We start from the raw sequence: 16,715 nt of genomic DNA, 5'->3' as shown, positions 1-16,715 counted from the left end.
TCTGTTATTCTTGCTAGCCAATCGCGTAAACTAGCCCCCATATCGTGGATATACTTCAAGTTTATTTTGTCTTATATATGAGGCATCATGGTATGTGAAAAGGGATCATGACCGGTAAATGAAATTATAAAATCACTTTTAGTAATTCTTATGACAAAGGCATACGAAATTCTTTTGTAGCATCGCATCAATTTTTCATCTCTTCATTAGAGATTGTTTATATATTCTCCTCAATTTGATCCTTATGCATATGACGAAAAGGAGGTGAACAAACGCCTATAAGCAAATGCAAAGCCAGTTAAGGTATGGTTATTGTCTGCCAAGAGTCAAGGCAGGTGTAGCTATTGGTTTGGCTGTATCGAATTTGCGTTATAATGATTCACCAGGAAAGTTAAGTGTAGCGCTTGGTAGTGGTATATGGCAAAATCAAACGGCATTCGCCATCGGTGCTGGTTATACATCTGAAGATGGAAATACTCGTTCGAGTGTATCTGTCACAAGCGCTGGTGGACGTTGGGGTATAGGTGTAGGGCTAAGCTTAATGCTGAATTAATAAAGCAAGCAATTTTTTATTAAAAATAACGTTCGCTCTTCTTTTTAAGGAAGAGCGAGCATTTTATAGACACAAACACTATTTATTGAGTGAGTATAATCTGCAAGTATATTATAATCGGTAAGTTTTTATATAACTGCTTTTATTGAAAAAAGGTCACACAATTATGTGAAAACAGATATTTTTATTCCAATTGGTAAAAAGTATTATTTTTTAGTTGCTATTTTATGAGAGAGTATACAATCATATAAAAAGCATCTTAGTAAGACTCGTTTTGATTATTCAAAGTGGGGAGAAGTAATGGGTAAAAAACGACGCCAAACATATTTACTTACATTAGACTCAAAGGAATGCTGTAAATCAAATAAATTGAATTTTCTTAAATATTATAGTTTCCTAATTTACTTCTTATTAAGAAAAAATTTCTTAATAAGAGAGAATTTATTATTCAACATATGAAGTAAAGAGATAACTTTGAAAGTACTTTTCTAAGTATAAGCCCTTTTTTTAAGTAAGTGACTTTAATATTTAGATACAGGAAAATTCCCTTTTAAAACACACCAGGCAAAAAGCGCCTATAAACCATATCAGAATCTAAATGTGCCATTTCCATGTAAACTAAACATTGCCCACATTTAGATCTCAACACAGAAAGCAACTACAAAACGAAAACAAAGACTCAAAACGTTCCCACTTTGATCTGTCACTTTCCATTCAATAACCAGTAGGGAGAGTAACTAACACTGAAATGTGTCTTTTTTATGTTTTGGATATGCTTTTCAAATTTTTTCATTGGAGAGTTTGTTATGAAAAAAATATCTGCCACATCAAAGAGACCTAGTTCGAAGGCTGTGCTTATTTCTCGGCATTTATCTTTGTTTACAAAGCTCTCGTTGGGAACAGCAATGATTGCACTCTTATCAAGTGCGTCTCCTGTATTGGCGAAAAAAATTGATATAATAGACCAACAAGTTCTTCAAAGCATGGAGAAGGCAACAGCAGTTTATTCTCAAGGGAACGATAAAAGGATTACTGCTGCTTATGATAGTCAGAACAATGTTGATGTCTCTGATTTATCTAAGGCAGGTTATGTAACAGCGCTCAGTAAAGTAGGCGCAAAAGTAGGCGCAGAAAAAGTTAAAGCTGCTAGTGATTATGCAAATTTTTTAACTAGAACTCTGTCTGGTAAGAATGAGGATAATTCTTTTGCTAAACCTGCTTTAGAGAGCGCTTATAAGTCAGCGGCATCGGATCATAATTTAATAACAAGAGCGATTCCGGTAGTTGTGAGAGCAGGTGTGTCTCCTAGAGCAAGCTATGTAGGGGATCATTCTTATACTACTGGTTATCAAGTAAGTAAAAAAGGCAGTAATGTTGTTGCTATAGGTCCATGGTCTGAGGCTCTTGATGATGATAGTGTTGCTATAGGTAAACTCACTTCTGTTGAAGGACAGGGTGGTGTTGCAATAGGTGCTGGAATGACAGATTCAAGCGGTAAGCCTGCTAGAACCTTTGCGCATGGTTTGCATTCGGTAGCTTTGGGTTATGCAACACAAGCTTTAAGGGACTATTCGCTTTCTATAGGTTCTCGTTCAATGGCAGGTGAGAAGGGTAGTATCGCCATTGGTTGGGGTGCTAAGGGGTTCAAAGAAGGTGGTGTTGCAATAGGCCAGAGTTCTATTGTGGCGATGCCTGGAGCTATTGCTATAGGGAGAGATTCTATAGCTGCTGTTGCTGCTGGTGTTGCTGGTTTCAATCCTTACATTAAAGGCGCTGCGACTGATAAAGGGGCTGTATGGAAAAGTACACAGGGCGCTGTTAGTGTCGGTGGTAATGGACAAACGCGCCAAATTATCGGAGTATCAGCTGGCACTGAAATGTCTGATGCTGCTAATGTTGCGCAGATTAAATCGTTGCAAATGTACGTAGACCAAGGTTGGTCTCTTTCTGTTGGTGGTGCAAATGCTACAGCTATTGGCATAAAAAATACAGTGGATTTAGCCGCTGGAAGTAGCAATCTTTATATTACAAAAGGCAATAAAGATAATAAAGTAAAATTTGATTTAGCAAAGGACATTGCACTCAATAGCATAAAAGCAGGAAACAATACGTTAAACGCAACAGGTTTAGTAATTTCCAATGGTCCTCAAATCACGACTTCTGGTATTAAAGCTGGCAGTAAAAAGATAACAGGAGTGGCAAAGGGTGCTGAAGATACTGATGCTGTGAATTTTTCACAGCTAAAAGCAGTACAAGGAGTAGGGGGTATAAAAGGTCTAAAAATTAACACTTCAGGCAAAGATTTTGTAGATGCTATAGCAGATGGGGAAAATTCAGTTGCTATTGGTGCGAATACAAATGCAACAGAAAAATTCGCCATAACTATGGGTAATCAGGCACAGGCGACAAAAGAAGACAGTATAGCTATAGGTCGCATGGCGCATGCTTTGGGGAAAAGCAGTACCGCATTAGGCTCTGAATATAATGAGGAGAGTACACACGGGGATGATGATTATACCACTGCGAAGGGTGATTATTCAACGGCTTTGGGTGCTGTTTCTAAAGCTTTGGAGTTTGGTACAACGGCTGTTGGGCATCGTGCATATGCAATGGCTAAACATGCTATTTCTATAGGTTTTTATTCAGAAGCAAATGCAGAGAAAAGTATTGCTTTAGGGGTAGATTCAAAGGCAAATGGGGAAAATTCAGTTGCTGTTGGTGCGAATACAAATGCAGCTGGATCAAAGTCTCTTGCTCTAGGCTTCCACGCAGAGGCAAAGGCAGCTGGCGCTATTGTTTTAGGTTCTGAAGCAGAGGCATCAGGTTCTTTTAGTGTTATTATAGGTAATACGGGAAAGGTATCAGGTGGGTATAATATTGGGTTGGGTTATGGCGCAGAGGTATCAAAGATTTATGGTATTGCTTTAGGCCATAATGCAAATGTGGCGGGGGAGGGTGGTATTGCTTTAGGCGTTGAGGCAAAGGTCAAAGAAATGCGTGGTATTGCTTTAGGCTATAGCGCAGGGGTCACAAAAAAATATGGTATGGCTTTAGGTCCTCATGCAGAAGTAACAGGTGAGTATAGTCTTGCGTTAGGTTACGTATCTAAAGTGTCGGTTGATAATGGTGTTGCTATAGGTTCCTCTTCTATATCCGATAGGGCTGCTGGTGTTGCAGGTTATACTTCTCTTTTGCAAGGATCTGCCACCAACACCGAAGCTCAATGGAAAAGTACAAGAGGTGCAGTGAGTGTTGGTAACCCTAATAGGAAGATAACGAGGCAGATTACAAACGTTGCAGCTGGTAGTGAAGATGCCGATGCAGTGAATGTTGCACAGTTAAAAGGCTTAGAAGAAGTTGTAAGAAAGAACGGTTGGAAACTGTCTGTTGATGGTAAGAATGCGAAAACAGTGCTTTTAGACAGTGACATAGATTTTTCTGCTGGAAGTCAAAACTTTGCAATCACAAAAGGCAATGACGACAATAAGGTAAAATTTGATTTAGCAAAAGATCTCACGTTAAAAAGCATAAAATTAGGGGGAGGAAGCGTATCAGATGATAGAGCAGATGCAGTAAGTCCGGTAACTTTAGATACAACAGGTTTAGTAATTTTCAATGGTCCTCAAATCACGGCTTCTGGTATTAAAGCTGGCAGTAAAAAGATAACAGGGGTGAAAGAAGGTAGTGACGATACCGATGCGGTGAATTTTGGACAACTGCAAAAAGTTGAAAAAGATGTCAAAGAACAAGTCGCAGCTAGTAGCTTCGTGAAACAGGACAGTGATACAAAACACATCACCATTGGTAAGGAAACTGATGGAGATAAAATTGATATTACCAACAAAAATAATGGAGCCCGTACTCTTACGGGTTTAAAGAGTGCTTCTCTGTCAGAAGCTTCAAAAGAAGCTGTAACTGGTTCACAGCTTTTTGAGACAAATAAGAATGTTGCTACTTACTTAGGCGGTGGAGCTGACTATAAAGATGGGAAATGGAGTGTTCCAACATTTACAGTAAAAACAGTTGACGCTGAAGGGCAAGAAAAAAATACGAATTATAAGAATGTGGCAGAAGCTTTGGCAGGAGTTGGTAGTTCTATCACCAATGTTAAAAATGAAATTACAAAAGAGGTTAATAATACTATTAGCAGTGTCAAAGGTGATGCCTTATTGTGGGGCGAGGAAGAAGGCGCCTTTGTTGCACAACATGGGGGAAAAGAAACCAACAGCAAAATAACATCTCTTCAAGATGGGGTTATTAGTAGCCTCTCAACGGATGCTGTTACGGGTAAACAGCTTTATTCTGTAGGGGATGCACTTTCTAGGTATTTGGGTGGTGGTGCTAAATATGAGAATGGTCAGTGGACGGCTCCTAGCTTCAAGGTTAATACAGTCAAGGATGATGGTCAGGAAAAAGGTGAGACTTATTATAATGTAGCCGATGCTTTGAGTGGGGTTGGTACTTCTTTTACAAACGTTCAGAATAAAATTACCAAGGAGATTACCGACAAGATTAATAATGCGATTACCAATGTACAAGGTGATAGCCTTGTTAAGAAAGATTCAAAGACAAATAATATCACTATTGGTAGAGAAGTAGAAGGCACAGAAATCGATATCACCAATAGCAAAAGTGAATTACGAACCCTTTCTGGCGTGAAGGAAGCAACGAAGGTTAATGAGGCTATTAACAAAGGGCAATTTGATAAGGGTGTAAAGAAACTGACTGAAGATCTTCAATTTGAGAATTCTTTTGCGGTTCACTACGATAAAAAATCCAACGATAATGGGATCGAGGCAGATTATACAAATATCACTTTGGGGAAAGGTCAAGATGCTTCTCCTGTATCTCTGCACAATGTTGCGGATGGTACAATTGCTAAGGATTCTCATGATGCAGTCAATGGGGGACAGATTAATACAATCGGTGAAGATATTGTAAAATTATTAGGTGGGAATACATCTTTTGAAGATGGTTCTTTTACAACACCAACCTATAATTTATCGAGTGTTGATGAAAAAGGTGAGATAACAAACACTTCTTTTACCAATGTTGGTAAAGCCTTTGAAGGGATTGATACCAATATCAGAAATGTTAATCAACGTATTAAAGATATCACACAAGATTCTTTATCTTGGAGCGCGGCTGATAAAGCCTTTAGTGCTCAACATGAAGAAGGTGAGAAAAAAACAAAGAGCAAGATTACACATCTTTTAGATGGTAATATTTCGAAAGATTCTACAGATGCCATTACGGGGGGGCAACTTTATTCTATGAGCAATACCCTTGCGACCTATTTGGGTGGTAATGCTAAATATGAGAATGGAACATGGATCGCTCCAATTTTTAAACTTACAACTGTTAACGGTGAAGGAAAAGAAGAAGAGAAGACTTATCCGGACGTAGCAAAAGCTTTGGAGGGAGTTGGTAGTGCTATCGCGAATATTCAGAATAAAGTGACTGAACAGGTTAATAATGTGATTAACAAATTAGAAAGTGACAGTCTTGTACAGCAAGATAAAGCAACAAACCATATTACCATTGGTGCGAAAATAGAAGGCAGTGTTATCAATATAGCCAACAAAAATGGTGAGGATCGGACCATTTCTGGTGTCAAGGCAGCAACACAAGAGAATGAAGCCATTAACAAAGGGCAGTTTGATACAAGTATCCAAGATGTAAATAACGAAATAACGAATAAGTTTAATGAGCTTAATCAAAATATAACGGATATTACGCAACAAGTTAAAGGTGATTCCTTATTGTGGAACAGTGAGAAAGGAGCATTTGTAGCTCAGCACGGTGAAGAAAAGACGGATAGCAAGATCACCTTTCTTGCAAATGGAGACATCACTGAAAACTCGGCCGATGCGATCAATGGTTCTCAACTTTATTCAATGGGGAATAGTCTTGCCGTGTATTTAGGAGGTGGAGCTGAATATAATGAAGGAAATTGGACCGCACCAACCTTTACGTTTAAGACAGTTCAGGAAGATGGCGAAGAAAAAGATGAAACTTATCAGAATGTAGCTGAGGCTTTAAGTGGTGTTGGTAAATCTTTCACGAATATTCAGAATAAAATCACCAATGAGATTACCAATGAAATCAATAAAACAAAAGGTGATGCCTTATTGTGGGATAATAAGAAAGAAGCATTTGTAGCCCAGCATGGTGAAGAAAAGACAAATAGTAAGATCAGCTTTCTTGCGAATGGTGACATCACTAAAAACTCAATGGATGCGATCAATGGTTCTCAGCTTTATGCAGTGATCAATTCCCTTTCTGGGTATTTTGGTGGCGGTGCAGAATATAAGGATGGCCAATGGAAAGAGCCTACATTTTATGTTTCGCAATTCAAGAATGATGGTAATGGTGATAGCAAGAAAGACTATCATGATGTTGCTGCCGCTTTTGAAGGAGTCAATGGAAGTCTATCCAATATTAATGAGCGTATTAATATTGTTTCTAAGGATATCTCATCGAGTAGTTTAAATTGGAACGAGACAGAAAAAGCTTATGACGCTCGTCATAATAATAAGGATAGTAAGATTACGCATGTGGCGGATGGTAAGGTATCAGAAGATTCGAAAGAAGCCGTTAACGGAAGTCAACTTTGGGAGACAAATAAGAAAGTTGAAGCTGTTGAAGAGCGTGTAGAGAATATTGATCAACATGTAAAAGATATTGAAAACACGGTTACGAATGATGCGGTTAAGTATGATAAAGGAGCTGATGGCAAGAAAACGAATAAAGTTACGTTAGTTGGTGGCAATGAAAGTGATCCAGTATTACTAGACAATGTAGCGGTTGGTGAACTATCCAAAGATTCGAAACAAGCTGTTAATGGTAGTCAACTTTGGGAGATGAACCAGCAGATGAAGACAGTCCTTGATGATGCGAAAAAATATACGGATGAGCGTTTCAATGACATTATAAATAGCCAGATGGGAGATGTTATTAATGAAGCAAAATCTTATACGGATATGAAGTTTGAAGGCTTAAGGTATGAATTAAAGGAAGTTCGCAAAGAGTCAAGACAAGCAGCGGCGATAGGTTTGGCAGTATCGAATTTGAGTTATGAAGATACGCCAGGTTCATTAAGTTTATCGATTGGGACAGGTGTATGGCGCAGTCAATCCGCCTTCGCGATTGGAGCAGGTTATATGTCTGAAAATGGGAAGATCCGGTCTAATATATCAGCGACGAGTTCAGGAGGACATTGGGGCATTGGGGCAGGCTTAAGAGTAAAGCTAAATTAATAAAATTCACGATTATTATTTTCACAACCGCCCCTGTCTCCCCACAAGACAAGGATGTAAACTGTTGCACGATTAAAGAGATGATTTCCACAAATAACAATTGTTGGCATCGATACTGACAATAAAAAAGGGAGAAGGTGTGAAGAGTGGTGTATTTTACACAAATTTGACAGAAGCAGTGGGAACCTGGTTTGTTGTTGTATGATTATCATCGAACAGCAGATGAAGATCGTTCTTGAAGATGCAAAAAGTATGCCAGTAAGCAAGGATATCGTTAATGATACTAAATCTTATACAAGGATAAAATTTTAAGTGGTGAATGATGATATCAGGAATATCGAAAAAGAAGAAAAATAAACTGCAAACGTTACTTTAATCGTGCATAATGTAAACTAGAATTTAAAAAGCAATATATTATGTAATTTTCTGACAAAAAGGCGTGCCAGAATCCATAGTGATATATTTTAAAAATTGCTAAAAAATTCTATTTTTTACTATTTTAATCATTTCTGTATGTAACAGCGGTAATGGTTGATGATAAATTCATCGATTAAAACGAGACTGTCTAAAATAAAGCGACGTATAAACACTTCTATAAACGCCTACAGAGCAAATAATGAAGCTATAAATTTAGAACCACATTTCATAAATTTAAAAAACTGATTCTATAAACAATAATTAAATTCACTTTTTTCTTGCTATTTTTCTTAATAGCATATAAAAGTAAACAAATCATTAAGAAATATCTTTGCCAAACGGGGGGGCAGCAATCATGATAAAATCACACAGCCATTGCAAATTTATTCAAAAAAACTCTCTGAGTTTCAACTCTACAGTTACAGATATCTCACTTATTTTTAAAAACGCAATAATCTCACGAAAAAAATCCTAAATTACTCAGCGAACAATCCAACCATTCTCTGCAATAAACATCCTTTATTGCCTATCAAATATAATATCTAAATAGCAGCGCACGAATATGTCTCTTCATATCCCATTTTTTCTCACACACAAATGCGAAGGATTTTTTGCAAAAAAAATCCCTAAACTGACAAATCAATCCCCATTACCTGGATTATCGATCAATACCCATCACAATCGTACCGCAACCATAGATAGTCCTTTTTCCCGTTATGACAACCCTAATCTTTTATAAAGAAAAACCTTCTGAATATTTCTAGCATCAGAATATGTCTTTTTAATGTTTTTATCACTTTGAGGAGTTATTATGAAAAAAATATATACCACACAAAAAATACCAGCAGTGAGTCATTTAAAAAACTCTTGTTCGCCTTATGGATTCTCTTTTATTAAAACGCTTTCATTGGTTTCAATGACTGTTTTTTTATCAAATGCTTCTCCTGTTTCTGCTTGTGATCTTTGGGGTAATGTCTCAAGTTATTTTGGTGGTAATGCAAATGTACGTAAAAGTATTGCACCAACCTATATAATTGACGGTAGATGGTATAGAGATGTTGGCTCTGCGTTTGCAGGGGTAGATAGCAAATTCAAGGGCTTAGAAGCTAATATTAAGCTTGAGATTAAAAATGCTTTTGATACTGCATTTATAGGTTGGGGGACATGGAAGCAGAAAGTTGATAAGCAATTTGAAAATATTTTGTCTAATATGCTTGTTAAGCAAAATGCTGTAGGGACTATTACAATTGGTGCAGAGAGAGATGGCTATGTAATAGATATTGCAAATAAGTTTCATCAAGCGCGGCTTATTACTGGTGTTCGTAATGCTGTGCTTAATCCAACATCGGATCAAGCAGTCAATGGTTCCCAGCTTTATGCACTGGGCACTGCAGTAGCGAAGTCTTTTGGTGGTGGTGCTAACTATAGAGATGGCAAATGGAGTGCTCCTACGTTTACAGTTAAAGTCTTTGATAAGGATGGCGGTGGAGCTTATAGGACCTATCAGAATGTTTCAGATGCATTTACTGGCGTGAATACTTCTTTTGCGAATCTTGATAAAAAGATTGAAAATGTAATGACAAATGTGGCGGGTGATAGTCTTGTTAAGCAAGATAACACTGGGCTTATTACCATTGGTGGCAAAGTAAGTGGAACGAGAATAAATATTGCAAACAGTGATAATGTGCTACGGACTCTTTCCGGTGTTAATGCTGGCTCGATTACAGCAACATCGACTGATGCGATCAATGGTTCTCAACTGTATTCGGTGAGCAATGTCGTTGCAGGCTATTTTGGTGGTGGTGCTGACTATAAAGATGGCAAATGGAGTGCTCCTACGTTTACAGTTAAAGTCTTTGATAAGGATGGCAGTGGCGCTGATAAGACCTATCAGAATGTTTCAGATGCATTTACTGGCGTGAATACTTCTTTTGCGAATCTTGATAAAAAGATTGAAAATGTAATGACAAATGTGGCGGGTGATAGTCTTGTTAAGCAAGATAACACTGGGCTTATTACCATTGGTGGCAAAGTAAGTGGAACGAGAATAAATATTGCAAACAGTGATAATGTGCTACGGACTCTTTCCGGTGTTAATGCTGGCTCGATTACAGCAACATCGACTGATGCGATCAATGGTTCTCAACTGTATTCGGTGAGCAATGTCGTTGCAGGCTATTTTGGTGGTGGTGCTGACTATAAAGATGGCAAATGGAGTGCTCCTACGTTTACAGTTAAAGTCTTTGATAAGGATGGCAGTGGCGCTGATAAGACCTATCAGAATGTTTCAGATGCATTTACTGGCGTGAATACTTCTTTTGCGAATCTTGATAAAAAGATTGAAAATGTAATGACAAATGTGGCGGGTGATAGTCTTGTTAAGCAAGATAACACTGGGCTTATTACCATTGGTGGCAAAGTAAGTGGAACGAGAATAAATATTGCAAACAGTGATAATGTGCTACGGATTCTTTCCGGTGTTAATGCTGGCTCGATTACAGCAACATCGACTGATGCGATCAATGGTTCTCAACTGTATTCGGTGAGCAATGTCGTTGCAGGCTATTTTGGTGGTGGTGCTGACTATAAAGATGGCAAATGGAGCGCTCCTACGTTTACAGTTAAAGTCTTTGATAAGGATGGCAGTGGCGCTGATAAGACCTATCAGAATGTTTCAGATGCATTTACTGGTGTGAATACTTCTTTTGCGAATCTTAATCAAAAGATTGAAAATGTGGCGGATGATAGTCTGGTTAAGCAAGATGATACGGGGCTTATTACCATTGGTGGCAAAGTAAGTGGAACGAGAATAAATATTGCGAACAGTAATAATGTGCTACGGACTCTTTCCGGTATTAATGCTGGCTCGATTACAGCAACATCGACTGATGCGATCAATGGTTCTCAATTTTATTCGATGAGCAATGAAGTTGCGAGCTATTTTAGTGGTGATGCTGGATATGATGCAGATGGAAAATGGGTATCTCCTACTTTTACAGTTAAAGTCTTTGGTAAGAATGGTAGTGAGACTGAAACGCACTATGAAAATGTTGCGGATGCACTTTCTGGTATAAGTAGTTCTTTTACAAATCTTAATCAAAAGATTGAAAATGTGACAGGTGATAGTCTTGTTAAACAAAATAGCGCTGGGCTTATTACCATTGGTGGAAGCAAAGGTGGCAATAGAATAGATATTGCCAACAACATGGATGTCCCACGAGTTCTTTCTGGTGTTAAGGGGGGAGCATTTACAAAAACATCGACTGAAGCAGTAAATGGTAGTCAACTCTATTTTATGGCTCAGGCGTTTGCAAGCTATTTTGGTGGTGGTGCTGGATATGATGAAGAGGGAAAATGGTCAGGTCCTACTTTTATAATTAAAGACTTTGATAATAAGGGTAATGAGATTGAGCACGAGTATAAGAGTGTCGCCGCTGCATTTGCTGGCATTAATAGTGTTGTCACAGGTTTGCATGAGCAGATTGAGGATGTAAAGGATAACATTGGTATTGGTGAAAAAGACAAGAGATTTCAAGAGGATGGTGATCCGAATGATATTATGACAGATGGCTTTCCTTTTATGAGAATGTTACCTGTTACAAGAATGTTACCTGTTACGAGAATGTTACCTAGAGCTCTAAACGAGAGGGCAGATGGTGATGCGGATACGACACCTATTGCTCCTGAATCACTCTCAAAACAAGTGAGTTTTATGAATAGTAAAAATGAAAGCCGGCGTTTGTTTGGTCTTTCTGCTGGTGCTATTTCTGCGAACTCAACCGATGCAATCAATGGAGCACAGATTTATGCGATGAACAACTTGGTTGCTACTTATTTTGGCGGTGGTGCTGGATATGATAAAGAGGGAAAATGGTCAGCTCCTAAATTCATGGTAAGCGAATTCAAAGACGGTAGTCTTTCAGAAAAGCAACATGATAGTGTCGCATCTGCTTTTGCTGGTATGAATAAGACTCTGAACATTATCAACGGTCGCATTAGTGAGGTTGAGAAGAATGTAAACCCTTCCGGATCTTCTAATGGTTTGTCGTGGGATGAAAAAACAGGAGCCTATGACGCTAGCCATAATGGAACGCCAAGTAAGATTACCAATGTAGCTGATGGTACAATTGCAGAAGGTTCCAAAGATGCGGTTAATGGTGGACAGCTTTCGCAGACGAATGGCAACGTAACAGAAGTTAAAAACAAAGTAACAGAAGTTGAAAACAGGGTAACAGAAGTTGAAAAAAAGGTGGATGTTGCGGTTAGCTATGATGTCAAAGACGGAAAGAAAACCAATAGCATCAAGTTAGTAGGTGGAAATGAAAGTGATCCTGTCTTGATAGACAATGTAGCAAATGGTCATATTGAAAGCGGTTCGAAAGAAGCTGTGAATGGTGGTCAGTTACATGATTATACCAATGAGCAGATTGATGTAGTTCTTGGTAAGGCGAAAAAGTATACGGACGAGCAAGTTGGGAATCTTATCAATAATAGCGTTAACGAGGCGAAGGCCTACACGAATATGAAGTTTGAGGCATTAAGTTATGAAATGAAGAGTGTGCGCAAAGAGGCAAGGCAAGCAGCAGCGATTGGTTTGGCAGTGTCTAACTTGCGTTACTTCGACGATCCAGGATCTTTAAGTCTTTCATTTGCTGGTGGTTTGTGGCGTGGCCAATCTGCCTTTGCTATTGGTGCAGGTTATACATCTGAAGATGGCAAGCTTCGTTCTAACTTGTCAGTAGTCAGTGCCGAAGGTCAGTGGGGTGTAGGGGGTGGAATAACTCTGAAATTAAAATAACACCAGATAATACGAAAACTACAATTTAACTAAATTTTCACCCTTGTCTGAGGAGGCAAGGGTGAAATTTTATATTATAGAGAAGTAATATTTTACATAGAAAATCATAGAGTAGTATAATTATCAAATTCCATAATACTCTTTATTGAGAAATAAAGCGCTTTAACAAAAATTTTACAAATGCAAAGTAATGCTCTCATATAAATGAATAGAATGCATAATCGCACACTATTTTAAAAGTGTACGTTCTACGGTTTCATTGAGAGAAAATATCCATTGGGGGGATACATTATAAAAAATCAAAAAGCTTATTTATTACTTTTATTTGCTCTGAACACAACAGAAGCAATCATAAGTTATACAGCAACCATAACGATGAATAAGACTCATTTTGGTCAAAACAGGGTATCTAAAATAAACTATGAAATAGAACCTTTATATTAAGTCTCTAGCCTATGCAATAAAGCTACGAATTCTAAACGATAAAGACATTTTACGATTGCCTAAATCGGAAAGACTCATTCTGTAAAATAATTAAATTCATTTTCTTCTTGCTATTTGTCTCAATAGTCTATAAAAGAGCAAAATAGTCTTAGATTAAGACTCATTCTGGTAAAAACAGAAAAGATCTACCGCAAGGGGAGGTGCGGAAAGTTATGAAAAAATCACAAAACCATTCTCATCTTATTTTAAAGTCTCTTCAAGAGAGAGCTCTAGAGAACAAAAACAAACTGTACATTTTCATAAGAGAAGTGCAGCAATCTCACCAAAAATACTCTCAACAACCTAATCTTTCGCAATAAAAACTTATTGCCTCTTAAGTGTGCAAAATGAGCTCTTTTACCTTAAAAACCATAAATCACATACGCAACAAAAGCGTGAAAATATATCTCCCCCATTTTTTTCACGTTCAAATTCAAGAAATCTTTTCCAAAAGAATACTTTGCTTAAAAATGAAAAAAATCACTAATAAAATTATCAATCAACACCAATCACAACCTTAGCAAAGGTTCAATCACTTCTGTCCGCTTCTGCGAAAAAACCAAACCTACAGAGAACAAGCAAAAAATACACTATTAGATCGCCTCTAACGCTGAAATGTGTCTTTTTAATGTTCTAAATATGTTTTTCTTACTTGGAGAATTTATTATGAGAAAATTATATACCACATCAAAAGTGCAAGTGGTGAGTAATTTTAAAAGTTCTTTCTCGCTTTATCGATCACTTTTTATGAAAGCGTTTTCAGTAGCTTCAGTATTTATTTTTTTATCAAATATTTCTCCTGTTTTTGCTAACACTCCGACTTTCAATAACATATCAAACGATTTGAGTGGTGGTACAAATGTGCTTAAAGCTATTCCACCAGCTTATATAGTTGGCAGTAAATTGTATACAGATAGTGGTCCTGCATCTAAGGGAGGTGAAGAAGAGTCCTTCAAAAACTTAAGATCTAAGTTTAAGTTTCAAACTAAAGATGCTTTTGATATTGCGTTTGCGGGGAGGGAGGAGTCTAAGAATGTAGTAGATGCATTTTCTGGCATTAAGAGTGCTTTCACAAGTTTGAATCGTCAGATTATTGAGATAAAAGCTCCCCCTGTTGTTGGAGAAAAACAAAATAATCTATCTCAGGGGAATAGTCGGTATGAGAATACAGACAGCGTTCCTTTTATAAGAGGCTTATTTCGTGGATTAGTTCGCGGGGATGAAGACGGAGATAATGAAAAAACGACGACTGTTAGTGCTAACACATCAACAAAAAGAATAAGTATTATGAATAATAAAAAGGAAACTCGGACTCTTGTGGATGTTACTGCTGGTGAGCTTTCAGCAACGTCCACTGAGGCAGTAAATGGTTCCCAACTTTATTCATTGGGCACTGCGGTTGCTACGTCTTTTGGTGGTGGTGCGAGCTATGAGAATGGTACATGGACCGCTCCTCAATTCACGGTCAAAACCTTCGATACTGATGGTGGATCTAACGATCAGGTTTATAATGATGTTTCTAGTGCTTTGACTGGGGTTGGTACTTCTGTTTTGAATGTTCAGAATAAATTGACTGAACAGGTTAATAATGTGGTTAACAAAGTGAAAGGCGATGCCTTATTATGGAGCGAAACTGATCAAGCCTTTATTGCTATGCATGGCGAAGGAAAAGACAGAAGAAATAGCAGCATTAAATTTGTTGCAAATGGATCTTTAGCACAAAACTCAACCGACGCTGTGAATGGCGGCCAAGTATATGTGCTTGGTACCAATATGGCTAAGTATTTTGGTGGTGGTGCTGACTTTGGAGATGGAAACTCTGGCGGTCCAACTTTTAAGTTTAAGATCTTTAAAGAAGATGGTGAAGTTACTGATTGGACTTATGACAATGTCGCGTCTGCCTTTTCCGGTGTTGGTGATTCATTCGAGAAAGTTAAAGATAAATTTGCGAATATTAAGGATGAAATTAGCAAAGAGATCAGTACAGTTCAAAGTGATGCTTTATTGTGGGATGGGACTAAAGGCGCTTTTGTTGCAACGCATGGGAAAGAAAATAGCAAAACCAATAGCAAGATTACCTCTCTTCAGGATGGAGACATTAGTCCCACCTCAAGTGATGCTGTGGCGGGTAACCAGCTTCATAAATTAGGTTCTGAAGTTGCGCAGTCTTTTGGTGGTAATGCTCGTTATGAAAATGGACAATGGGTTGCTCCAAGCTTTATACTGAAAACGTTCAGTGAAGATGGTAAGGAAAGTGGAAAAAAGACATATAATGATGTAGGCTCTGCTTTTGCCGGAATTGATGCGAACTTCACAAATGTGAACCGACATCTGAATAATGTTGTTAATAACTTTAATGAAAAATTAGACAATATTAATAAAGAAGTTCAAGGGGATTCTTTGTTATGGAGCAATGAGAGTAAGGCGTTTGTAGCGCAGCATGGGGAGAAAGCTAGCAAGATTAAGTATCTTGCTGCAGGGGATATTGCGAAAACTTCCACGGAAGCAGTTAATGGTTCACAGCTTCATTCATTGGGTGACAAAGTTGCCTCTTACCTTGGCGGTAACGCCAAATATGAGAATGGTAAATGGACTGATCCAAGTTTCACGGTAAAAACCTTCGATACTAATGCTGATTTTAAAGATAAGGTTTATAAGGATGTAGCGAGTGCTTTGACTGGGGTTGGTACTTCTATCATGAATGTTCGGAATAAAGTCACTGAACAAGTTAATAATATCATGACCAATGTCAAAGCCGATGCCTTATTGTGGAGTGAAAAGGATAATGCGTTTGTTGCCATGCATGGAAGGGATTTTGAAGTTGATGGTGGAGAACCGATAGCAAGGTTAGCGGGTAAGATTACCTCTCTTGTCAATGGAGACATTAGTGCAACCTCAAGTGATGCTGTAGCGGGTAACCAGCTTCATAAATTTGGTACTGAAGTTGCGCAGTCTTTTGGTGGTAATGCTAAGTATGAAAATGGCCAATGGGTTGCTCCAAGCTTTACGGTTAAGACTTTTAAAGAAGATGGCGGTGTTGCTAACTCGACTTATGACAATGTCGCGTCTGCCTTTTCCGGTGTTGGTACCTCTTTCACAAATGTAAATAATGCTATTACGGATATTAAGAAAGAAATTACCAAAGAGGTTGCGGATGCAAAAAGTGATGCATTGAACTGGAGTAAAAGTGCTAATGCCTTTGTTG

2 protein-coding genes and 2 pseudogenes are annotated in these 16,715 nt (G+C 38.0%); all 4 read left to right on the top strand.

Annotated elements, in window-relative coordinates; all coding sequences use genetic code 11:
• Positions 1-328: 328 nt before the first annotated feature.
• Positions 329-553 (top strand): annotated as a pseudogene (locus PVV68_RS06465) (YadA-like family protein); the annotation flags it as partial.
• Positions 554-1,359: 806 nt separating this feature from the next.
• Entirely contained in the window at positions 1,360-7,812 is a 6,453-nt protein-coding gene (locus PVV68_RS06460) for a Vomp family autotransporter (protein ID WP_273782780.1), read from the top strand.
• 1,228 nt (positions 7,813-9,040) lie between these two features.
• Positions 9,041-13,027: a YadA-like family protein gene (locus PVV68_RS06455; protein ID WP_273782779.1), complete on the top strand. Its 3,987-nt coding sequence runs from the start codon at positions 9,041-9,043 to the stop codon at positions 13,025-13,027.
• Between the two features lie 1,149 nt (positions 13,028-14,176).
• A pseudogene (locus tag PVV68_RS06450) lies at positions 14,177-16,715 on the top strand (hypothetical protein); the annotation flags it as partial.

This window comes from Bartonella sp. ML69XJBT, assembly GCF_028618515.1.
GTDB lineage: Bacteria > Pseudomonadota > Alphaproteobacteria > Rhizobiales > Rhizobiaceae > Bartonella.
Note: the sequence above shows the minus strand (reverse complement) of the source record. Positions and strands in the feature narration are given on the sequence as shown.

Coding starts and splice junctions, on each gene's coding strand:
- PVV68_RS06460 (WP_273782780.1), top strand. CDS start 1,360: ATGAAAAAAATATCTGCCACATCAAAGAGACCTAGTTCGAAGGCTGTG.
- PVV68_RS06455 (WP_273782779.1), top strand. CDS start 9,041: ATGAAAAAAATATATACCACACAAAAAATACCAGCAGTGAGTCATTTA.